This window comes from Nonomuraea sp. SYSU D8015, from assembly GCF_008065375.1.
Taxonomy (GTDB): Bacteria; Actinomycetota; Actinomycetes; order Streptosporangiales; family Streptosporangiaceae; genus Nonomuraea.
Map to the genome: position 1 here is coordinate 566,209 of NZ_VJYI01000003.1, position 22,583 is coordinate 588,791.

Here is a 22,583-nt window from a genome sequence, read left to right on the forward strand (position 1 = left end):
GCGGCGGGCGTCATCCGGTGGCGGTCCGCACCAGGAGCAGTGCGTCCTGGCCGGAGGCCGCGCCCCAGACCTCGCCCGGGCGGCCGTGGATCTGGCGCACCGCGGCGGCCTCGCCGTTCACGGGGGTGAAGCGTTCGGTGGCGGGGTCGAAGCTGATCAGGCGGTCGCTGCCGAAGTCGCTGATCCAGACGATGTCGGCGGAGTCGACGTACACGGCGTACGGCTGCGGGGAGTCGCCGGGCACCCGCCACTCCTTCCACGCGCCGGTGGCCGGGTCGAAGCGGCCGAGGCGGCCGCCGTTCCACTCGCTGACCCAGATGCGGCCGTCGCTGTCGGCCCACACACGGCGTGCGCCCTGGTCGGGCGTCGGGGGTTCGAGGACGGTGGCGCGGCCGGTGTCGCGGTCGATCCTGGCGACGTGGCTGCCCGCCAGCGAGGCGTAGTAGACGTCGCCGTTCGGGGCGGCCGTGATCCCGTACGGGCCGGGGCCGCGCGGTGCGTCGTACACGTCCATCTTGCCCGTGTCCGGGACGAGACGGCCGTAGACGCCGCTCTGGCCGGTGAACCAAAGGACGCCGCCCGCGTCGAACGCCGCCGTGTTGAGGTCGGCCCCCGCGCGATCCTCCGGGAGCGGATAGCCGCGGACCCGACGGGTTTCCGCGTCCACCCGGACGATCGCGTTGAGGCCGCTGTCGGTGACCCAGGCGTGCCCGTCCGGACCGGTGATGACGCCGTGCGGACGGGAGCCGTCGCCCAGCGGGACCTGCGTGACCTTGCCGGTCTTGGGGTCGAGGTGGCCGAGGTAGCCCGCGTTCTGGGCGGTGAACCACACGCCGCCGTCAGCGGCCGGGGCGACGTCGTGCGGCCCGGCCCCGGACGGCACCTCGAACCGCTGGACGGCCGGGCCGGCGGACGCGCCACCGGTCGGTGCCGGGGTGGCGGGAGCAGTGCAGGCGGCGAGCGCGAGCACCAGCGCCGGCAGCACCGCCAGCACGGCCGCCACCCGGGCCGCAGCGGTTCGAGGTACCGCCCGGCCCACAGCTGGCATCCGGCCCACGGCAGGTGCCCGTCCCGCGACTACCGCCTCCGTAGGCGTGCGTCCCGAGCACCTCGCCGGCTCCGTAGGCGTGTCTTCCGAGCGCGTCGCCGCCGGGTCCGGTTCACCTTCCGAGCGGGTCGCGGCCGCCGTGGGCGTTCCCTTCGGGCGGGTCGCGGTCAATGGGGCTGCCAAGCGGGTCACGGCTACTCCTTCAGTGATCGCCAGTCGTCGACGCCGATCCTGGCCACCGGCTCGCGGCTGCCCGGAGAGAAGACGAACATCTCGCCCTCGGCCGAGGACAGGCCCGTGGCGCCGGCCAGGTTGAAGCCGTGCGAGACCAGCACGGTGTTGACGCCGGGGCCGGGGCGGCCGGCCAGCAGCCGACGCAGGCCCGCGGCCAGCTGGTCGTCGTCGGTGCCGGGGTAGGCCTCGTTGAGGAGTTCGCGGGTCGGCCGCGCCCGGCCGAACGCCAGCTCGGCGGTCTCGACGGTGCGTCGGTAGGGGCTGGCGAGAACCTCGCCGATGGGGATGCGCAGGCGCCTGACGGCCTCGCCGATCTCCCGTGCCTGCGCCCTGCCCTCCGCCGAGAGGTTGCGCTGCGTGGCGGCATCCGAAAGGTCCGGGGTGGGGGCGTCCTGGGTGGCCTCCGTCGCCGTGTGGCGCAGGTAGAGGACATGCCCGCCGCGCCGCAACCGCTCGACCAGCCCAGCGCTCACCATAGGCGAGGGCGATGACGTCGCGGGTGCGGATGATGTCGCGGCGGGCGCCGGTGAAGGGGCGGCGGGCAAGGGGGACGGGGCGCCGCCGCACCCGGACACCAGGAGGCAGGCGCAGGCGACCACCGCCAGGCTGGACCTCACACCCAGGACGCTACGCCCGCCGACCGCAAAGTGGTGTAAAGCTCTTTCAGAGCTCCAGACGCATCCCGTACGACGTGAGCCAGACGTTCAGGCTCAGCATGCTCTCCAGGGCCATGCGCGTCATCGTGGTGGACTTCTCCACGGGGCTCTGCAGCATCCGCTCGACCGCCTTCATGTCCAGCAGCGGCAGGATGGGGGCGTCGCCTTCGCGGACCAGCGCGGCGAGCGCGTCCCGGAGCGCCTTTTCGTAGCCGACGTCCTGGGTAGCCGGGTACGGGCTCTTGACCCGCCACCGCACGGACTCGGGCAGCAGGTCGCCGACGGCCGCCCGGAGCAGGCTCTTCTCCCGGCCGTCGAAGGTCTTCATGGCCCACGAGGTGTTGAAGACGTACTCGACCAGCCGGTGGTCGCAGAACGGCACCCGGACCTCCAGCCCGACGGCCATGCTCATGCGGTCCTTGCGGTCCAGCAGTTCCGGCAGGAACCGTGTCAGGTGCAGGTAGCAGATCTCCCGCATGCGCCGCTCGCGGTCGTCCTGCCCCGGCAGGTACGGCACCTCGGCCAGCGCTGCGTGGTAGCTGTCGGCCGTGAACCCCGGCATGTCGAGCTTGGCCAGCAGGTCCGGGTGGAGCAGCTCGTACGGGGTGTGCTCGCGCATGAACAGGGCAAGCCACGGGAAGGTGCCCGAGTCGACGGTCTCCGGGCTGTGGAACCAGCTGTACCCGCCGAAGATCTCGTCCGCCGACTCCCCGGACAGCGCCACCGTGGATCGCTCGCGAATGGCGCGGAAGAGCATGTACAGGGAGGAGTTCATGTCGCCGAAGAGCTGCGGCCGGTCCCAGCCGCGCAGGACGGCCTCGCGCAGCCGCGGGTCGGTGAGCTCGGCGGTGTCGAGCATGATGTCGGTGTGGTCCGAGCGGACGTGCTCGGCCAGGTCCCGCACGAACGGGCCGTCGGCGTCGACGCGCATCTCGTCGGGCTGGAAGTTCTCGGCGTATCCGGTGAAGTCCACCGCGAACGAGCGGATCTGGCCATGCTGCCTGGCCAGGGCGGTGATGGTGCTGGAGTCGATCCCGCCGGACAGCAGCGTGCACAGCGGCACGTCCGAGACGAGCTGGCGGCCCACGCTGTCCTCCAGCAGCTCGCGGACGGTGCGGATGGTGGTCTGCAGGTCGTCGGTGTGCTCGCGGGCCTCCAGCGCCCAGTACCTGCGCACGCTCACGCCCTCGGGACGCACCCGCAGGAGGTGACCGGGGCGTAACTCGTTCATGCCCTTGAAAACGGATTGCTCCGGCGTCTTCACAAGGGTGAGCGCCTCGCGCAGGCCGTCGGCGTCCACGGCGCGGTCGGCGAGCGGGTTGGCGAGGATCGCTTTCGGCTCCGAGCCGAACAGCACGCCGTTCGGCAGCCGGTAGTAGAAGAGCGGCTTGATGCCGAGGCGGTCGCGGACCAGGAGCAGCTCCTGGCGGCGGGTGTCCCACAGCGCGAAGGCGTACATGCCGTTCAGCCGGAGGACGACGTCCTCGCCCCATTCGAGGTAACCGCGGAGGACCACCTCGGTGTCGCTCCTGGTGCGGAACGTGTGCCCCCTCGCCTCCAGCTCGGCGCGGAGCTCCCGGAAGTTGTAGACCTCGCCGCTGTAGGTGAGCACGGCCGGCCCCTCCGCGCTCATGGGCTGGCGGCCGCCCTCGATGTCGATGACGGCCAGCCTGCGGTGGCCGAGCGCCGCGTGCCGGTCCAGCCAGAGTCCTTCGTCGTCCGGTCCGCGGCAGGCCATGGTCTCCGCCATGGCCTCGGCGACGGCCCGGTCGTTGGTGAGGTCGCGCTCGAAGTCCACCCATCCTGCGATGCCGCACATGCGAATCTCCCCACGTTCGATTCGTTCTAGGCAATGACCCAAGCGATCATGCACCGCCTGACGCGATCTGTCATGGGCCAGGAGCGCACGAATCTGAATTTCCTCCGCATTTTCTGAACTCCTAGCGACACGCCCCCGTATCCGTCTGTGTGAGCGGTGATCGCGTATGAACTCCGATCAGAAAGGGCGCAGCGGCACCGGCAGCAGGGACGGCGCGCAGGCCGGCACGGCCGGCCTGCGCGGCCCGCGGGCCGCGGTGTTCGCGATCGTCTGCGTGTACGCCGCTCTCGGAATGCACGTGCTGGCCGGCGGCCCCGGAGTCCGTCCGGAGATCGCCGCACTGGCGACCGCGGCGACCGGGATGGGAGCGTTCGTCCTGGCCCGCCGGCGCCGCTCCCTCGGGACGCTGGTCGTCGCCTCCTTCACGGCGCAGTACGGGATGCACCAGCTGTTCACCTCGGGCGCCACGGCCCACTCGGGCCATCACGGGGAGGCCGGCGGGCTCCAGGCGGCGATCGGCATGGTGGTGGCGCACGCGGTCGTCGCGACGTTGTGCGCGTGGTGGCTGGACCGGGGCGAGACGGCCCTGGTCGCATTGCTGCTGTTGGTGGCCTGCTCGCTGCCGGATCTGTGGCGGCTGACGACCCGGCTCCCCGCCCCGCCGACGCGCCGCCCCGGCCCGCCGGCGACCGCCGCGCCCGGCATCCTCGCACCCCAGGTGCTCGCCTGGGCGATGTGCCGCCGGGGACCGCCCCTTTCCGCAGGATGACGTGACGTGACAGCCCACGCGACCCCACGTGAGTGCGGCCTCGTCTCATGACGCCGCGACCATGTGACCTCGAGTCCGTGAGGCCCGTTTCCTGACGCCGTGACCCGCAGGACCGCGAGTCCGCGCGGCCGCCTTCCCCTGACGGCCGTGACCACGCACCCGTGTGGCCTTTCGGCGTGGCCGGATGCCCGGCCACCGCCGTCCTCTGCTCTTCGCGCGCGCCTCCCCCGACGTGCGTGCCTCCGGAACGGAGCCCCCCATGACCACTGTCGAGGCGCGGCCTGCAGCCGCGCGAACCCCCACTCCCGCCCCCGCCGCCTCCCAGCGTTACCGGGCCGTCTGGCGCTGGCATTTCTACGCGGGCGTGTTCGTCGCCCCCGTGCTGCTCGTCCTCGCCGTGACCGGCGGGATCTACCTGTTCAAGGAGCCGTTCGAGGAGTGGCGATACCAGGACGTCCGCACCGTCGCCGAGCCGGTCGCCGCGGCCCGGCCGCTCTCGGAGCAGATCGCCGCCGCGCAGAGCACCCGCCCGGGATCGACGGTCATGTCCGTCATCCCGCCCACGTCCCCTGACCGCACCACTCGCGTCATCCTGCAGGGCGCCGACGCGGGCCCGTGGGCGCAGGGCATCTCGGTGTACGTCCACCCAGGCACGGCCGCGGTCGTCGGGGAGATCGACGACAGCGCCACGTTCATGCGGGTCGTCCGCACCATCCACGGCGAGCTGATGTCCGGCACGGTCGGCGACCGGGTCGTGGAGATCGCCGCGTGCTGGGCGCTGATCCTCGTCGCCACCGGCACGTACCTGTGGTGGAGCGGCCGCCGTACCCGCAAGAAGGCCCCGCGCTCGGCCCGCGGCCGGCTGCGCCGCCTGCACATCCTGGTCGGCGTCGGCTCGGGCGTGGCGGTCGTCTTCCTCGTGATCTCCGGACTGCCCTGGTCGGGCGTGTGGGGTGAGGGGCTGCAGACGATCCAGGAGCGCACCGGCTCGACCGCCCCGAGCGCGGACGACTTCCCGAACACCTCGACCCCGCCCCGGTCCGGGGACCTGTCCGATCACCCGGACGCCAAGGTGCCCTGGGCGGCGGAACGGCTTCCCGTTCCGGAGTCCGGCGAGCACGCCGGCCACGGGAGCGGGCGCGGCGTGCTGCAGCCCGGCGCCGTGCCCGTCGAGACCGCACTGGCCGCCGCCCGGCCGGCGATCGCCTCGTGCACCGAGTGCGAGGTCAAGGTCCTCCTCCCGGACGGCCCGACCGGGGTGTACACGATCGTGGCCGACCCGCGACGCGACCCGTCCGCCGCACGCACGCTCCACGTCGACCAGTACAGCGGCAAGGTCCTGGTGTCGTACGGCTGGGCCGAGTACGGCACCATGGCCAAGCTCGTCGAGCAGGGCATCGCGCTGCACGAGGGACGCAGGTACGGTCCCGCCAACCTGGTCGTGATGCTCGCCGCCTGCCTGGCGCTGATCACGCTCGTGGTCACCGGCGTGTGGATGTGGTGGAAGCGCCGCCCCCGTGGCCGGGCAGGATCGCCCGCCCGGCCGAGCGACCGGCGGAGCGCGTACGGCGTGATCGCGATCATGGCGCTGCTGGGACTGCTGTTCCCGCTGGCCGGGATCACGATGGCGACGGTGCTGCTGCTGGACTGGCTCGTCCTGCGCCGGATCCCGGCAGTCGCCCGATTCGTCGGCTGAGCATCAGCTTTCCCGCGGTCGGGCGGCGAGTGTCAGCTTCCCGTGGGGTACGGCGGCCCGAGGCTCCAGGCCCGGGCCGTCTGGTCCCTGCTGCCGCTGACGGCGACCGGCAGGCCGTCGAGCAGCCCGACCGCCACCGACCAGACGCAGTCGGCGTGCCCGGTGAAGGGCCTGCCGAGTTGTTTCCTGTCACCCAGGTCCCACACCCGCACCGTCGTGTCCTCGCTGCCGGTCACCGCCACGGGAGTGCCGTCCAGGTTGCTGATCGCCACCGACCAGATCCATCCGGTGTGTCCGGTGAGCGGCGGGCCGAAGGACTTCCTGGTGGTCAGGTTCCACACGCGTACGGTCATGTCCTCGCCGCCCGTGACCGCGACCGGCGTGCCGTTCAGGTTGCCGATCGCCACCGAACGCACCCACCCGGTGTGGCCGGTCATCGGTGCGCCGAGCTGCCTCCTCGAGTCCAGGTCCCACACCCGTACGGTGGCGTCGTCGCCTGCGGTGACGGCGATCGCCGCGCCGCCGACCTGGCCGACGGCCACGGCCCACACCGGGCCCTTGTGCCCGGCGAGCGGCGCGCCGAGCTGACGGCCCGTCCGCAGATCCCACACGCGGGCGGTGCCGTCGGAGGAGGCGGTGACGGCGACGTGCGTGCCGCCGATGCGGCCGGTCGCCACCGACTTGACGTCTCCGTCATGCCCTTCCAGGGTGCGCGACCGGCCGGTGGAGAGGTCCCAGATCCGGGCGGTGTCGTCGTCGCTGGCGGTGACGGCGATCGGCGCGCCGTCGAGCTGGTCGAGCGCGACGCCCCTGACCCATTCGGTGTGCCCGGCGAGCGGCCGGCCGACCTGCTGCGAGGTACGCAGGTTCCACAGACGGGCGGTCTCGTCGTCCGAGCCGGTCAACATGACCGGGACGCCGTCGAGCGTCCCCACGGCCACCGACCGCACGTCGTTGGTGTGTCCGGCCACGGGCTCGCCGATGCCGCCGCCGAACGGAACGCCTGCCCCGGTCGGGGCGGCGGGACCGAGAACCGGCGAGACGCGGGGCTTGGGCCACATCACCACCGCTGCGGCGAGGGCGGCGACGGCGACCGCGACGGCAACCGCGACGGCCAGCACCGCCCGCCCAGGCACCCGTCGAAACGGCGACCGCCCAGTCGACGGAGAGGCGGCCTCAGTCCTGTCCCCACTCGCGAGCGTCGCCCCGGCTCCAGCCGCACCGGCCCCTGGTGCCGCCCCTCCCGCGAGCGCCGTCCCGGCCTCAGGTGCGGCAGCGGATCCGGCTGCGAAGCCGGGTGCAAGCCCCGAGCCCCGGGCAGGCGCGGATCCGGGAGCAGGCGCGGATCCGGGAGCAGGCGCGGAGTCGGCTGCGGACTCGGATGCGGGCCCAGGGCCCGGTGCGACCTCCGAGCCCGCTGGTGCGAGCCCGGAGCCCGGTGCGACCGCGTTGCCGGGCGCGTGCCCGGGCGCCGATGGGAACCCAGAGCCCGGTGCGTGCCCGGGCGCCGATGCCGGTCCTGCCGATGGCACCACCTCGGGGAGCGTCGTGCTGAGCTCGGCCGCCGGGACGGTGTCGTCGCCGGTCAGCGCCCGTACCAGGGCGTCGGCCGCCGGCCTGCGGCCGGGGTCCTTGTCCAGGCAGGCGACCACGAGCGGCAGCAGCGATTCGGGCACGCCGTTCAGGTCGGGCTCGTCGTACAGGAGCGCGTGCAGCACCGCCGCCACCGATCCACCCGCGAACGGCCGGCGCCCCGTGGCCGCGAACACCATTGTGGCGGCCCAGCTGAACACGTCCGCCGCCGGCCCCACCGCCTGCTCGGCGCTCACCTGCTCAGGCGCCATGTACCCCGGTGTGCCGAACGCCCCCGACTGCGTGACGACGTGGTCGAGAGCGCGCGAGATGCCGAAGTCGATCACCACCGGCCCCTCGGGTCCGAGGATGACGTTGCCCGGCTTGAAGTCCCGGTGCACGACCCCGGCGCGGTGGATCGCGGCCAGCGCGGTCGCGGTCGCGACCGCCAGCCGCTCCAGCCCGCCCCCGGTCCGCGGCCCCTCCTCCCTCACCACCCGGTCGAGGGACCGGCCGCGGACGTACTCGCTCACGATGTACGGCCGATCGTCGTGCATCCCCATGTCGAGCACCCGCGCCGTGCAGAACGGAGCCACCCGGCGCGCGAGATCCACCTGCCTGAAGAACCGTCGCCGTTCCCCGGCGTCCTCCGATATCCGGGCGTGCAGCACCTTGATCGCGACCTCGTCGCCCGACGAGCTCAGGCCGCGATACACCGCGCCCTGCCCGCCCTCGCCGAGAAACCCGGTGAGCCGGTAGCCGGCGATATGCCCGAGATCTTCTCCGGGGTCCGGACGCGACAATGCACACCTTCTTCGTGTCAGCAGAGGACCTCAGCACTGGATACTACGATCGAGAATGAATCCCCGGATGACCCAAAAAGGCGACATGAATGGCTATGTCGGGGCTTTCCTCATGGCGGTCACGAGACGGACATCGACCATTACCTGATAATTCATTTTCGCTGGATACGGGCGGGTCGATACGATGCGCTGCGCTCATGCCCACCCTGATGTGAGGAGTCATTCATCATGACCGCCGGTGTCAAGCTGATCCGCAGCCCCGGGCTGGCGCCCGTCGAATACGCGTACGCCGCCGTCGCCGACGGGCCCGTGCAGGCTGTCTGGGCGGCGGGCGCCTGCCCGCTGGACGCCGACGGCGCGATCGTCGCCGTGGGCGACGTCGCCGGCCAGACCCATCAGGTGATGCGCAACCTCGCCACGGCCCTCGCCGACGCGGGCGCCTCGCTGACCGACGTGGTCAAGACCACCGTGTACGTCGCCTCCTCCGATCGGGCCGATCTGGTGGCGGCGTGGAAGGTGTACCGCGAGCACATGGCGGACTACGACGTGCCCAGCACACTGCTCGGCGTGGCCGCGCTCGGCTACCCGGACCAGCTCGTGGAGGTCGAGGCCGTCGCCGTGATCACCACACCGAGGTAGCGCCGGCGCCACCTGCGGCCCACGTACAAGGCCTGCGTCATCGCCCCGCCGACGCCGCCTGACCCACTTTCGCCTGCCCTCACCCGGCACGACGTCATGTCCCAAGAACGGTCCTGACCCCGCCCGAGGCGTCCCGCGCAGGGCAGGGCCGCTGGACGCTGGTGCCACGGGGCGTGTGGAAGGCGGTGCCCACGGCCGCCGCGAGCCCCGGCGAGCAGGCTCGCGACGGCCGTGGGGCTCAGGCCAGCAGGCCCGCCACCGCCAAAGCGGGCTCCGGATGCTCGCTCAGCAGGGCGCGTACCTCCCCGTGGTCGGCACCGGCCGCCGTGCCGGGGGCACGCCACTGGCCCTCGCAGCCGAGCAGTCCCGCCACCGCGTCGCAGGCCGCCGGATGCCCCAGGAGCAGCTCGGCCACCGGCCCCGACGCCACCGCCACAGGGGCCGCCTTCGGCGAGGCGGGCCGGGCCGTCCACGGCGGGGTCCAGGCGTCCACGGCTGCCAGGCTGCCGGGGAAGGTGCGCCCGGCCTCGCGGACGAGCGCCGGCATCAGCTCGCCCGCCTGGTCCCGCAGCGTCGTGATCAGCCGGGGCAGCCACGGCAGCAGCACGTTGTCCGGCAGCCGCCCGAACGCCTTGGAGATCACCTCCACCACGAACCCCGACAGCGCCGGCACGGGCTCCATGGCCTGCACGAACCCCATGATGTACTGCGGGAACGACGGCACCACCAGCGGATTGCCCAGCAGCTCGTCGCAGCGCGAACGCAGGTCGCCCACCGACAGCAGCCCGAGCGGGGTCCGCGCGGCCCACAGCAGCGCCACCTTGGCCGGCGCCTCCGGATGCGACTGCTGCACGGCCAGCTCCAGCTGGGCCCGGTCGCAGCCGAGCGCCAGCGCGAGGCTCTCCATCGAGAACAGGAACCCGAGCATGGCGGCCACCTGCCGCACGCCCGTGTCGTCGTCCACGAACGCCGTCGGCAGCAACGTGCAGTAATGCGCGTAGCCCGCGGTCGCGAACTCCTCGCACCACGCCGGCAGCTCCGGCTCGCTCGCCCGGTAGTACGCCATCAGCCGCCGGATCCTGCGCAGCACCTCTGGAGCGTCGTCCACACTCCGCTCGCTCGCCAGCAGTTCCACGGCCCGCGCCCCGAGCTCGTCGGCCAAGCGTCTGCTCCCGAGATAGAGCTCCGCGTCCTCGACCGCCGCGAGCGCCACCGCCGCCGTGGCCTTGGAGTCCCAGACCTGGCGGCGCAGCCGCTGCTCCAGCACCTGCTCGACGGTGACGCCCTCGTAGCCGAGCTCGATGATGGCCCGCTGGTATTTGCCGAACGCGAGATCCCAGCTCTCCTGGATCGAGCGTTCCCCGAGCCGCCGCTCGCCCATGATGGGCCGCACCGCGTCGTGCGGCAGCAGGTAGCGCAGCATCCACAACAGGTCGGAGCAGGGCACCAGCCCCGGGTTGGCGTTGAGGTCGAGCAGCGCCCGCTGGATCGTGCGTTTCTCCAGGTCCAGGCCGAGCGGCGCGAGCCGGTCGTAGACGTTTCTGGCCAGCGGCGGCAGGGCGTCGTAGCCCACCTCGCCGACGCGGTCGCCGCCGAGCAGGATCTCGCACAGCCGGCGCACGTCCCGGCGCCCCGGCACGACGTCCTTCTCGATGCAGGTGACGGCCGCGTCCTGGAAGTCGTACGGGGTGGGCCTGGCCCGGTTGCGCATGCCGGCGAGCAGGATCGACGTCTCGAACACCGCGATGGCGTCGGCGGTGCTGGCCAGGTAGCCGTTGCGGCGGGCCAGCCGGACGATGTCGACGCACCAGCCGAGCAACTCCGACTGGTCCAGCTCGTCGAGTATGGGAGGCTGCGACAGGAACCCGGTCAGCCGGTCGGCGACCTCGACCTCGGGAACCGGCTTGGGCAGTTTGACGGCGCGCTTGCGCGTGCCCTTCTGCCCGGCCAGCTGGAACGGGGTGAGGCCGCTGCGGGCCAGCGCCTTGGCCCACGTGGCCGCCGCGATCGACACCGACCCGGAGGCCAGGCCGAACTGCGCCTCGATGGCCGAGTGGCTGGACGGGATGAGGCCGTACAGCCACGTGGTGTTCGTGCGCGGGCTGATCTCGTAGGGGGCGGTGGAGCGCAGGCCGAACTGCTCGACGTGGCTGGCGGCGTGGAAGGCGCCGCACACGTACAGGCAGTCGGCCGGGTCGGCGCCCGAGGCGGCCAGGTGCTCGCGCATCCTGGTCCACATGTAGCGCTCGCGGTCCTCGTCCAGCGCCAGCCGGTCGTCGCCGTCGGGGCGAAGGCGGCGGAACAGGCTGCCGATGAGCACCATGACCTGGCGGTAGGTGTCGTAGTCCGCGCCGGAGAGCGGCTGCTCGACGTACTGGTCCCACCATTCCGACCAGTGCCGCACCTTGCCGTGGTGGAGCAGGTGCTGCTCGAGCTCGGCGAAGCGCGGGCGCAGGTCGCCGATCTCGACGCCGACCGCGTCGCCGTGCAGGCCGGCCTCCTCCTCACCGGGCGTCCGCTTCGGCTCCTCCTTGGGCGCCCACTGGAAGACGTGGTCGGTCGAGCGGTCCACCAGCACCAGCTCCACGCCCGGGGTCTCGAGCGCGTACGAGATGGCCTGGTATTCGGCCGACGCCTCGGTGATGGGCGCCACCACGCTGAGCGGCGCCCACGACTTCGGAAAGCCGTCGAGGTCGGTCGCGAACGCCTGCACCGCCACCGGCAGCCGGCAGTTGCGCAGCTCGCTCAGCAGCGGCTGGAGGTCTTCGCACAGCTCCAGGTAGATGACCTTCGGCTGCTTCTCGCGCAACCGGCGCACCATGGCCAGGGCCGAGGCCGGCGAGTGGTGGCAGACCGGGAAGATCTCCAGCTCCTCGCGCAGCGCCCGGTCGACGTCGTCCACCAGCCCCGCCAGGATGCCGGACACGGTGTCTGCGCCGAACTCCTGGGCCGCCAGCGTGAGCTGCTCCTTCAGCGGGTCGAATGTGCTCATGACAGGGTCGCGATGGCCTCGCGGCCGCCTTCGAGGAACTCCTGCCAGGGCCCGCCGTCCTTCTTGCTGCGAGGCTCGACGACGCCGTGCCAGTACTTGTTGAGTATCGCGAGGTCCTCGGGGCTGCGCCGGGCCAGCGAGCCGACCAGCGAGCCGGCGAGGGTCTGGGCGCGCAGCACGCGGTCGCCGAAGAAGTGGCTGTGCAGGATCGCGTCCTCCAGCACGCCGATCTGCTCGGCCGTGGACAGCGCCGACTCCAGCTTCTCGTCGTCGCTGGTGGCCGAGGCGGCGGCGGAGCGCAGGTCGGCGAAGCTCTGCAGCAGGATGTCCAGCAGCGTCGGCGGCAGGTCCAGCTCGATCTGGTGCCTGCGCAGCAGCTCTTCAGTACGGAAGCGGACGATCTCCGCCTCGCTCTTCTTGTTGGTCACCACCGGGATGCGGACGAAGTTGAAGCGGCGCTTCAGCGCCGACGACAGGTCGTTGACGCCCCGGTCGCGGCTGTTGGCGGTGGCGATGATGGAGAAGCCGGGCTGAGCGAAGACGATGTTGTCGTCGTCGAGCTCGGGGATGGAGACGTATTTCTCGGACAGGATCGAGATCAGCGCGTCCTGCACGTCGCTGGTCGAGCGGGTCAGCTCCTCGAAGCGGCCGATCACGCCCCGCTCCATCGCCGTCATGATCGGCGAGGGGATCATCGACTCGCGGGACTGTCCCTTGGCGATCACCATGGACACGTTCCACGAGTATTTGATGTGGTCTTCGGTGGTGCCGGCGGTGCCCTGGACCACGAGCGTGGAGTTGCGGCAGATGGCCGCGGCCAGCAGCTCGGCCAGCCAGCTCTTGCCCGTGCCGGGGTCGCCGATCAGCAGCAGGCCGCGGTCGGACGCCAGGGTCACGATGGCGCGCTCGACGAAGCTGCGGTCGCCGAACCACTTCTGCGGGATCTCCCTGTCGAGCCCGTCGGAGCGCTCGGAGCCGAGGACGAAGATCCGGATCATGCGCGGGCTGAGCCGCCACGTGAACGGCTTGGGGCCCTTGTCGACAGACTCGAGGTAGTCGAGCTCCTCTGCGTACTTGACCTCTGCGGGGGCGCGCAGCATGTCACTCATTCGCGGGTCTCCTAGGTGAGGAAGTTCTTCAGCTCGAAGACGAGCTTGCGGATGTGGCCCGAGATCACCGGGGTGCCCAGGTCCTTGAGTTTCTGGCGGAACCACGAGTCGACGCTCGCGTGTCCGGAGCTGTTGACCGAGCCGACGGGGATGAGCTTGACCCCGGAGCGGTGGATCGCCTCGAAGTCGGTCATCAGCGCTCTGTTGTCGTAGAAGTCGGAGATCCACACCATCACCGTGTTGCGCGGATCGGCGATCTTCGGTCTGGCCAGCGCCATCGCGACCGTGCCGTTGGTGCCGCCGCCGAGCGTGGTGCGCAGCAGCACCTCGAACGGGTCGCTCACCCACGGGGTCAGGTCGAGCGCCCGGGTGTCGTACGCGATCAGGTGCACGTCGACCTTGGGCAGGCCCGCGAAGATCGACGCCAGGATGGTGCAGTTGACCATCGCGTCGACCATCGACCCCGACTGGTCGACGACCACGATCATCCTGGCCGGGGTGGTGCGGCGCGCGGTGTGCTTGTAGTAGAGCCGGTCCACGTAGAGCCGCTGGTCCTCAGGGCTCCAGTTGGTGAGGTTCTTCCAGATGGTGCGTTCGATGTCGAGGTTGCGGAAGACCCGCTTTGGCGGCACCGACCGGTCGATGACGCCCACGCTGGTCTTCTCGACCTGGGTGCGCAGCACCTCGGCGACCTCGTCCACGAACCTGCGGATCAGCGCCTTGGCGTTGGCCAGCGCGACGCCCGACAGGTTGTGCTTGTCGCGCAGCAGCTGCTCGATGAGCGACATGCTGGGCGTGAGCTGCTTGGACAGCGCCGGGTCGGCGAGCACCTCGCGCAGGTGCATGCGTTTGACCAGGTCGCCCTCGATGTTGGCGAGGACCTGGGCCACCTCTTCGTCGCCCGGGCTGTGGCGCAGCCCGCCCGGCTCGCAGCCCATGCCCTTCTCGAACCAGGCCGCGTCCTTCTTCCAGCTCTCGAGCTGGCCTGCGGTGACGTTGCCGGTGCCGGTGGAGAAGACGTTGAGCAGCAGTTTGGAGACCAGGGCGGCGCGGCGTACCTCGTCGCCGGCCTCGTGCTCCTTCTCCGCCATCAGGTCCTGCAGCTCGGCGCCCAGCTCGGGGAAGCGCTGCACGAGGTTGTCGACCGAGACGCCCGGGTCGAGCAACGCGGGCGGCAGGCCGAGGTCTTCCACGATGGCCACGCTGGCCGTCTCCAGCGCGGGCTGCTCGTCGGGGCCGAACAGCCGCGACAGCAGCCGCCAGTAGAGCACCTGGCGCCGCGTTTCGTTCTGGATCGTCTCGGTCATTTGCGCAGCAGCCGTCCCGCTCGCTCGCGGAGCACGGCGACCGCGTCGCCGTTCTTGGCCGCGGCCTTGACGACCTTGGGGTCGGTCGGGCCCATGGCCCAGGCGCCGGTGTGGACGGCGACGGGCTTCTTCTTGACCGTGGCCTGGACCGCGAGCGGCTGCAGCAGCCACCGCCCGCCGTCCCAGCGCACCAGGCCGAGGCACGCGGAGGAGGCCGCCACCAGCTCCGCCGTGAGCGGCGTGGAGGCCGGCAGCCGGTCGAGGTCGAGCGCGAGCGCGTGGTCGCCCAGCCGCAGCGTCTCACCGTCGATCGTGTAGCCCTCGACCAGGACGGGCTCGGCGATGCGCACGGGGTGGCGGTCGAGCGGCGGAACCGGCGGCGCCTGCGCCGCGCCCAGCTGGACGCGGGCGGTCGCGAACGGGTCGGCCTCCTCGCCCGCGCGGGCCCGGTCGTCGTGCCACACCAGGTCGCCGCCGGGCAGCAGCGGCATGTCGGCGAGCTCCAGGACGCGGTGCTCGGCCAGCGCGCCTAGCAGCACGGGGTGGCCGCCCATCAGCTTCCACACGGCCGGGCCGACGATCGTGTCGACCTTCGCCGCGGCCACGCTGGTGCGCACGAGCCTGACGGGGGCGCCGCCGGCCGGCTCCAGGATGCCGTGGACCTGGAGGCGGACGACCGTGGCGTGCTCGTGCACGTCGGCGCCGAGGATCAGCAGCCTCCCGGACACCGGCTCGGCGGCACCGTGCCAGGGGCCTGACTGCGCCAGCAGCAGGGCCCGCGTCCACAGGTCGCCCCACCGGCGCGCGGGCAGGCTCGCCATCGTGCTCACCGGGCACGATGCCCGCAGCTCCGCCGCCAGGCCGTCGAGCAGGACCGCCAGGCCGCGCAGCCGTGGCACGGCGAGCAGCGCCTCGATCGCCTGGTCGGCGGAGGACACCACGTCGTGATCGACGCCGCGCCAGCCGACGATGGCCAGCTCGCGCAGCCAGACCCGGCACCCGGCCAGCAGGTTGTCCGGATTGTCGCCCGTGTCGGGGGACGCCTCCCAGGCAGCTCGCGGGCGGCCCAGCGCCGCGTCGAGGCGGCCCAGCAGGGCGTCGTGCACCGCGCCTGACAGCGCGGCCCGCGCGCCGGCCAGCGCCGCCAGGTGCTCGTCGCCGATCGAACCGGCGCTCACCTTGTCGACGGCCTCGCCCACGCGGTCGCCGAGCGGGCTGCCCGTCAAGGCGCCCGCCAGCGCAGCCAGCGCCGCCGCCGGCTCCTCGCCGAGGCGCGCGAACCCGTGCGCGAGCGCGTCGTCGAACCCCGACACCAGGCCCAGGGCCTCGTTCACCCCTGCCGGCGCGCCGCCGGTCAGCTCACCGAGCTGTACGTCGAGCATCAGCTCACCACCCCGCACATCGCATGTCCGGACATCAGCGCACCGCTCCCATCGCCGGGAACCAGTGCAGCTCGGCCAGCGGCTCGGTGCTGTCGGGCACCTCCAGGTAGGCAAGGTGGCGCAGGAACCGGCTGAACACCACGGCCGCCGGTGTGCGCTCGACCGGCCCCTCGAGGTAGTGCGACAGGGAGCGGTCTTCCGCCACCTCGATCCGCAGGTAGCGGGCCACCCGGTCGAGGCCGTACTGCAGGACCGCCTCGTCGGCGAGCATGCTCACGTGTTTGCACGCGTAGTAGCCGCCCAGTCCGCCGCACGGCCGGTTGTTGTTGGTGCTGCAGCTCATCGCGAGGGTGCCGGCGCTGATCGACGAGACGTAGACCCGTTCGATGTCCGATCCGCTCGACACGACGCCCTGCAGCCGGCCGTCGGCTAATTCGACGAACGGCACCTTCGCCAGCTTGCGCGGCTCGACGGGCGCCACGACCCGCACCACGCTGCGTTGTTCCCACGCGGCTTTGTCCGCGTCCACGACTTCAGAACCTCCCGCCCCAGCCGCTCGTGGGCAGGCCGGAGTGCCCGCGCCCATCGCGAACGGCTGATCAATGATCCGGGAACTTACCCGAAGCCACCGACAGACCGGGGGCAAACGATCAAACCCTCGGCCGGGCCCCTCCCGCCCTCTGCCACCGCGCACCCTCCTAGCCCGTTCTGGTCCATTTCAGGGCTTCTCGCCACCAAGAACGCTCTCCATGCGACCGCCACAGCGCCTCATGGGACGTCGAGAGGTGCGGGGAGGGCGATCGTGCGAAATGCGGTGCCTGGCGGCGCGCTCATGCGCGGGCGGCTTCTGGGCGATGGCGAGTCCGCGTTGCGGAGGCGTCTCTCCGCCGGCGAGGGGACGGGCGGCCCTGCGGCGGGCGTCAGGCCACGTGTTCCTTGATGGCCACGCTCGTCAGGGCGAGCAGCAGGTCGAGGTCGGGGGCCGCGTCCACGTGGACGACCACCCACGCGCCGTCTCGACAGGCCTGCACCTGGTCGCAGTCGAGCAGGTGGGGCCCCAGCCGGTCGATCGCCGGGGCGGTGAGGCGAACCTGGACGTCGTCGCCGCCCGTCAGCCGCAGGATCTCCGTGCCGTGTACGGCGAACGCCGTGCCACGCCGGGTGTCGCTGACCGCCAGCGCCGGCCAGGACCGCAGCTCGGCCACCGCGCGGGCCACATAGGGTCCGCGGCGTTCAGCCGCCCGTCGCCAGACGGTAATTCCTGCCACACCTCAATGCTGCGCTACGGTTGGCCGTTGCGTCACCGACCGTTCCGCAACCGTTATGAACCTCACCGGTGCACGATGAGCCAGGTCGCGACGGCGGTCTCGGTTTCGGAGCGGTTGCCGATGATGTGCGGGCGGCTGCACGGGAAGGTGATCGAGTCGCCTTTGGCCAGGGCGACGACCTCGGATTCGAACTCGATCGTCAGCTCGCCCTGGGTGACCGTGCCGACCTCGTACCCCTCGTGCTTGAGGAACTGCCCGTGGGCGGTGGAGATGGCGTTCGGCGGGTAGGTCGACTCGAAGAACTCCACGTCCGGCGCCGGCACCGGCGACAGCCTGCGGAACGTCACTCCCCCGCTGAGCTCTATCGGCGCGACCTCCCACGCCCGCCTGATCGCGAAGCCCGGCACGGCGGGGTCGTCGTGGGGCTGCTCCTCCTCCGGGTCGAAGACCGCCGCGAGCGGCGCGCCGATGGCCGAGACGTACGCGATGAGCCTGCTCACGGACGGCCGCATCGCCCCGCGCTCGATCTGGGACACGGCGCTGGCCGAGATGCCGAGCTCGCGCGCCACCGCGCGTAACGACTTGCCCGAGCGGGTGCGGAGCTCGCGGAGCCGCTGGCCGAGGCGCTCGTTGCTGATCGCTTCCAGGTCCGTCCGGCTCTCCATGGCCTCCACACCAGGTGTCATGTCAAAAGGAATTAACACGGACGCAATAGACGCACGTCATGTTAAGGCATAGGTTTACGCCAACCGTTAAGCCACCACTTAACACCCCGTTCGCGTAAAAACCTACCCCCCAAGGATGCCGCAATGTCCGAACCGACCGCGTCGATCGCGGAAGCCCCGCCCGCGTCCTACGACCCCCGACTCACCAACGAGGACCTCGCGCCGCTGAAGAAGCAGACCTGGTCGTCGTACAACATCTTCGCCTTCTGGATGTCCGACGTGCACAGCGTCGGCGGCTACGTGACGGCCGGCAGCCTCTTCGCGCTCGGCCTGGCGAGCTGGCAGGTGTTGTTCGCGCTGGTGGCCGGCATCGTCATCGTCCAGATCTTCTGCAACCTGGTGGCCAAGCCGAGCCAGGTCACCGGCGTGCCGTACCCGGTGATCAACCGGGCCGTCTTCGGCGTACTGGGCGCGAACATCCCCGCCATCGTGCGCGGCTCCATCGCGATCGCGTGGTACGGCGTGCAGACGTACCTGGCCTCACAGGCGCTCATCATCATCTTCCTCAAGTTCTGGCCGGCCACGGCCGCGCTGAACGAGCCGGCCTTCCTCGGCCTGTCGGTGCTCGGCTACATCTGCTACGCCATCCTCTGGGTCGCCCAGGCGGCCGTGTTCTGGCGCGGCATGGAGGCGATCAAGCGGTTCGTGGACTGGGCGGGACCGGCCGTCTACGTGGTCATGGTGGTGATGGCGGTCTACCTGGTGAGCAAGGCGGGCTGGGAGAACATCAGCCTGGACCTGTCGGGCAAGAGCCTCGGGTTCGCCGAGTCGATCCCGGTCATGCTCAGCGCGATCGCCCTGGTGGTGTCGTACTTCTCCGGACCGATGCTGAACTTCGGCGACTTCTCGAGATACGGGCGCTCCTTCGAGGCGGTCAAGCGCGGGAACCTCCTCGGTCTGCCGATCAACTTCCTGTTCTTCTCCATCCTGACGGTGATCACGGCGTCGGCCACCGTGCCGGTGTTCGGCGAGCTCATCACCGACCCCATCCACACGGTGCAGCGCATCGACACGCCGTTCGCGATCCTGCTCGGCGGCCTCACGTTCGTGATCGCGACCGTGGGCATCAACATCGTGGCCAACTTCATCTCGCCGGCGTTCGACTTCTCGAACGTGAGCCCTCAGAAGATCAGCTGGCGTGCCGGCGGCATGATCGCCGCGGTCGGCTCCGTGGTGCTCACGCCGTGGAACTGGTACAGCAACCCCGACGCCATCCACTACACGCTGGGCCTGCTCGGCGCGCTCATCGGGCCGCTGTTCGGCATCCTGATCGCGGGCTACTACATCTGCGCGCGGCAGCGGGTGGACGTGGACGCCATGTTCACGATGGACCAGTCCGGACGTTACTGGTTCAGCAAGGGCTACAACCCCAACGCGATCTGGGCCACCGTCGCCGCCGGCGTCCCCGCCGTCGCCGCCGCGATCGTGCCGAAGATGCTCATCGACCTGGGCGTCACGACCGGCGGCCTGACCTGGATCGCCGACTACAGCTGGTTCATCGGCTGCGGGCTCGGCTTCGTGGCGCTGATCGTCCTGGAGCGCCGCTCCCCCCGGATCACCGTAGCGGCATGACGCACATCAAAGTGATCAACCCGAACACCGCCCTGGCCATGACCGCGTCCATCGGTCGCTGCGCCAGGGCGGTGGCGTCCCCGTCGACCGTCGTCACGACGGTCAGCCCCGCCATGGGCCCGGAGTCGATCGAGAGCCACTACGACGAGGCGCTGGCCGTGCCGGGCGTGCTGGCCGAGGTCGCGGCGGGTGAGCGCGCGGGGGTGGACGGGTACGTGATCGCGTGCTTCGGCGACCCCGGCCTGGACGCGGCCCGTGAGGTGGCCGTGGGCCCGGTGATCGGCATCGCGGAGGCCGCCATGCACGCCGCCACGCTGCTGGGGCGGAGCTTCAGCGTGGTGACGACCCTGTCCAGGACCGCCGGCAGGGCATGGGACCTCGCCCACCGCTACGGCTTCGCTGCGGCCTGCCGCGGCGTGCACGCCTGCGACATCCCGGTCCTGGACCTCGACCGCGACCCGGCCGCGCGCAAGACCGTGACCGAGCTGTGCGTCACCGCCGTCGAGCGCGACCGGTGCGACGCGGTCGTGCTGGGGTGCGCGGGCATGGCCGACTTCGCCGCCGAGGTGGCGGACGAGACGGGGGTCCCGGTGATCGACGGGGTGACCGCGGCGACCAAGCTCGTGGAGTCGCTGGTGGCGCTGGGGCTGCGGACGAGCAAGCGCGGCGAGTACGCCCCGCCGCCGAAGAAGCGGTACTCCGGTTTGCTCAGCGATTTCACATATTGACGCGACCGCAGGTAAGGACTAACGTCGTCTCATAACTAAAAGGAAACTTTCCTAATAGTTTCCTGGCATCCCACCCCCGTACACCCCCCAACCGGATGTCGGAGCATCATGAGACACAAGGTCCTTGCCTGCCTGGCGGCCTTAGCGCTGCCCCTCACCGCCGCCGTCGCCGCCCCGCCCACCGCCTACGGCGCGGCCTCGGTCGTCTTCGCCGACTGGGCGCCGTGGACGGCGTACGCGACGGGCGCCCGCGTCACGTACAACGGCGTCGAGTACGAGTGCCTCCAGGCCCACACCTCCCAGCCCGGCTGGGAGCCCCCGAACGTGCCCGCCCTGTGGAAGGCCACGACCGGCGGCGGCACCGACACCAGCCCGCCGACCGTCCCCGGCGGCTTCCGCTCGACCGGTGTCACCAGCACCAGCGTCGCGCTGGCCTGGAACGCCTCCACCGACAACGTCGCCGTCACCGGCTACGAGGTCTACCGCGGCGGCACGCTGATCGCCACCGTGACCGGCACGTCGCACACCGACACGGGCCTGACCGCGAACACCTCTTACACCTACACCGTCCGCGCCCGCGACGCCGCCGGCAACCGCTCCGCCAACAGCAACGGCGTCACCGCCACGACCACGGGCGGCGGAGGCGGCGGGAACAAGGTTCTCGGCTACTTCGTCCAGTGGGGCGTCTACCAGCGCGGATACCACGTCAAGAACATCGACGTCAGCGGCTCGGCGGCCAAGCTGACGCACATCAACTACGCCTTCGGCAACGTGCAGAACGGCCAGTGCACGATCGGCGACGCGTACGCCGACTACGACCGCTTCTACCAGGCGGGCGAGAGCGTGGACGGCGTGGCCGACACGTGGGACGCCGGCGCGCTGCGCGGCAGCTTCAACCAGCTGCGCAAGCTGAAGAAGAAGTACCCGCACCTGAAGGTGCTGTTCTCCTTCGGCGGCTGGACCTGGTCGGGCGGCTTCACGCAGGCCGCGCAGAACCCGGCCGCGTTCGCCGAGTCCTGCTACCGCCTCGTCGAGGACCCGCGCTGGGCCGACGTCTTCGACGGCATCGACATCGACTGGGAGTACCCGAACGCCTGCGGCCTCACCTGCGACACCAGCGGCCCGGCCGCCTTCCGTAACCTCATGTCGGCACTGCGCTCCCGCTTCGGCTCCGGCAACCTGGTCACCGCCGCCATCACCGCCGACGGCACCAACGGCGGCAAGATCGACGCGGCCGACTACGGCGGCGCCGCCCAGTACGTCGACTGGTACAACGTCATGACCTACGACTACTTCGGCGCCTGGGCGGCGCAGGGCCCGACGGCCCCGCACTCGCCGCTCACCTCCTACACCGGCATCCCGATCGCCGGCTTCCACTCCGACGCCGCGATCCAGAAGCTCAAGAGCAAGGGCATCCCGGCGAGCAAGCTGCTGCTCGGCATCGGCTTCTACGGCCGCGGCTGGACCGGCGTCACCCAGGCCGCGCCGGGCGGCACCGCCTCCGGGCCGGCGCCGGGCACGTACGAGCAGGGCATCGAGGACTACAAGGTCCTCAAGACCCGCTGCCCGGCCACCGGCACCGTCGCGGGGACCGCGTACGCGTACTGCGGCGGCCAGTGGTGGAGCTACGACACCCCGGCCACCATCGGCGGCAAGATGACCTACTCCAGGAACCAGGGCCTCGGCGGCGCCTTCTTCTGGGAGCTCAGCGGTGACACCACGAACGCCGAACTGCTCACGGCCATGAAGAACGGCCTGGGCTGACACGTCCCAGCGCAAGGGCCGGCTCTCCACGAGCCGGCCCTTTTCGATCATTGGCCGACGGACACGCGGGCCGGCACCACGGGATACCGACGGAAAGGGCCGGAGCATGTTCACCGACATCGGGACGCATCACACAAGGACCTGATCGAGCGCAATATCCTCCTGGGCGAGCTCTGCATGACATGGTGCCGGGCAGCCTCCGCCGATGAGGTGATCCAGGCTCTCGACGTCGAAGTGCTCGATATCACCACGAGCGGAACGAGGGCAAATTCGGCGGGTACCTGCTCTTGGGGGAGGAGTCCCCCTGGTTCCTCGCGATGGAGTACACCGGCGATCGGGCTTTCCGAGCGCTCGAACGGCTCTCCTCCGGCGGCGAGGCGATCTGCCTGATCGGGAGCGCGACCATCGAGGAGCATCTCCAGGGGCCTGTTCCATCTCCACGAGCGATACGCCGACGCCGAGGCGGGCCGCGTACCGGATGAAGGGCTGCTGGACGACTG

The 22,583-nt window shown here is 71.2% G+C and carries 17 protein-coding genes; 6 read left to right on the plus strand and 11 right to left on the minus strand.

The window, feature by feature from the left end; all coding sequences use genetic code 11:
- Positions 1–10: 10 nt before the first annotated feature.
- The 3 genes from ID574_RS18025 to asnB form a co-directional block, all read right to left on the minus strand.
- The gene (locus tag ID574_RS18025) at positions 11–1,048 is read right to left on the minus strand and encodes a Vgb family protein (protein ID WP_188190031.1); all 1,038 of its coding nucleotides are present in this window, start codon (positions 1,046–1,048) and stop codon (positions 11–13) included.
- A 194-nt stretch (positions 1,049–1,242) separates the two neighbouring features.
- A complete protein-coding gene (locus ID574_RS18030) occupies positions 1,243–1,758 on the minus strand; it encodes a histidine phosphatase family protein (RefSeq protein WP_188190032.1) in 516 nt (171 codons plus the stop codon).
- Positions 1,759–1,945: 187 nt separating this feature from the next.
- The gene (gene asnB, locus ID574_RS18035) at positions 1,946–3,757 is read right to left on the minus strand and encodes an asparagine synthase (glutamine-hydrolyzing) (protein ID WP_188190033.1); all 1,812 of its coding nucleotides are present in this window, start codon (positions 3,755–3,757) and stop codon (positions 1,946–1,948) included.
- Positions 3,758–3,923: 166 nt separating this feature from the next.
- Between asnB and ID574_RS18040 the strand changes: the two genes are divergently transcribed.
- Positions 3,924–4,526, plus strand: coding sequence for a hypothetical protein (locus tag ID574_RS18040; protein ID WP_188190034.1), 603 nt, complete (start codon positions 3,924–3,926; stop codon positions 4,524–4,526).
- Between the two features lie 259 nt (positions 4,527–4,785).
- Positions 4,786–6,222, plus strand: coding sequence for a PepSY-associated TM helix domain-containing protein (locus ID574_RS18045; RefSeq protein WP_188190035.1), 1,437 nt, complete (start codon positions 4,786–4,788; stop codon positions 6,220–6,222).
- A 32-nt stretch (positions 6,223–6,254) separates the two neighbouring features.
- Here ID574_RS18045 and ID574_RS18050 read toward each other — a convergent pair whose 3' ends face one another.
- Positions 6,255–8,597, minus strand: coding sequence for a serine/threonine-protein kinase (locus tag ID574_RS18050; protein WP_188190036.1), 2,343 nt, complete (start codon positions 8,595–8,597; stop codon positions 6,255–6,257).
- A 228-nt stretch (positions 8,598–8,825) separates the two neighbouring features.
- On the opposite strand from ID574_RS18050, the gene ID574_RS18055 reads away from it, so the two are divergent.
- Entirely contained in the window at positions 8,826–9,236 is a 411-nt protein-coding gene (locus tag ID574_RS18055; RefSeq protein WP_188190037.1) for a RidA family protein, read from the plus strand.
- A 238-nt stretch (positions 9,237–9,474) separates the two neighbouring features.
- On the opposite strand, the gene ID574_RS18060 is transcribed toward ID574_RS18055, so the two are convergent.
- From ID574_RS18060 to ID574_RS18090, 7 genes are all read right to left on the minus strand, one after another.
- Positions 9,475–12,228, minus strand: coding sequence for a DUF5682 family protein (locus tag ID574_RS18060; RefSeq protein ID WP_188190038.1), 2,754 nt, complete (start codon positions 12,226–12,228; stop codon positions 9,475–9,477).
- Entirely contained in the window at positions 12,225–13,337 is a 1,113-nt protein-coding gene (locus ID574_RS18065; protein ID WP_188190039.1) for an ATP-binding protein, read from the minus strand. The genes ID574_RS18060 and ID574_RS18065 overlap by 4 nt, the downstream gene beginning before the upstream one ends.
- A gap of 11 nt (positions 13,338–13,348) precedes the next feature.
- On the minus strand, positions 13,349–14,644 hold the full coding sequence (locus tag ID574_RS18070; protein WP_188190040.1) for a VWA domain-containing protein: 1,296 nt from the start codon (positions 14,642–14,644) through the stop codon (positions 13,349–13,351).
- Positions 14,641–16,026, minus strand: a complete 1,386-nt coding sequence (locus ID574_RS18075) for a hypothetical protein (protein WP_188190041.1) — start codon at positions 16,024–16,026, stop codon at positions 14,641–14,643. Before ID574_RS18075 ends, ID574_RS18070 begins: the two co-directional genes overlap by 4 nt.
- 34 nt (positions 16,027–16,060) lie before the next feature.
- Entirely contained in the window at positions 16,061–16,555 is a 495-nt protein-coding gene (locus ID574_RS18080; RefSeq protein ID WP_188190042.1) for a hypothetical protein, read from the minus strand.
- 391 nt (positions 16,556–16,946) lie between these two features.
- On the minus strand, positions 16,947–17,294 hold the full coding sequence (locus ID574_RS18085) for a luciferase domain-containing protein (RefSeq protein ID WP_188190043.1): 348 nt from the start codon (positions 17,292–17,294) through the stop codon (positions 16,947–16,949).
- 62 nt (positions 17,295–17,356) lie between these two features.
- Positions 17,357–17,980, minus strand: coding sequence for a helix-turn-helix domain-containing protein (locus ID574_RS18090; RefSeq protein WP_188190044.1), 624 nt, complete (start codon positions 17,978–17,980; stop codon positions 17,357–17,359).
- A gap of 123 nt (positions 17,981–18,103) precedes the next feature.
- Between ID574_RS18090 and ID574_RS18095 the strand changes: the two genes are divergently transcribed.
- The 3 genes from ID574_RS18095 to ID574_RS18105 all read left to right on the plus strand — a co-directional run bounded on the left by ID574_RS18095 (position 18,104) and on the right by ID574_RS18105 (position 22,083).
- Positions 18,104–19,591, plus strand: a complete 1,488-nt coding sequence (locus tag ID574_RS18095) for an NCS1 family nucleobase:cation symporter-1 (RefSeq protein WP_188190045.1) — start codon at positions 18,104–18,106, stop codon at positions 19,589–19,591.
- On the plus strand, positions 19,588–20,319 hold the full coding sequence (locus tag ID574_RS18100) for an aspartate/glutamate racemase family protein (RefSeq protein ID WP_188190046.1): 732 nt from the start codon (positions 19,588–19,590) through the stop codon (positions 20,317–20,319). Before ID574_RS18095 ends, ID574_RS18100 begins: the two co-directional genes overlap by 4 nt.
- A 108-nt stretch (positions 20,320–20,427) precedes the next feature.
- Positions 20,428–22,083, plus strand: a complete 1,656-nt coding sequence (locus ID574_RS18105; protein WP_188190047.1) for a glycosyl hydrolase family 18 protein — start codon at positions 20,428–20,430, stop codon at positions 22,081–22,083.
- Positions 22,084–22,583: the final 500 nt, after the last annotated feature.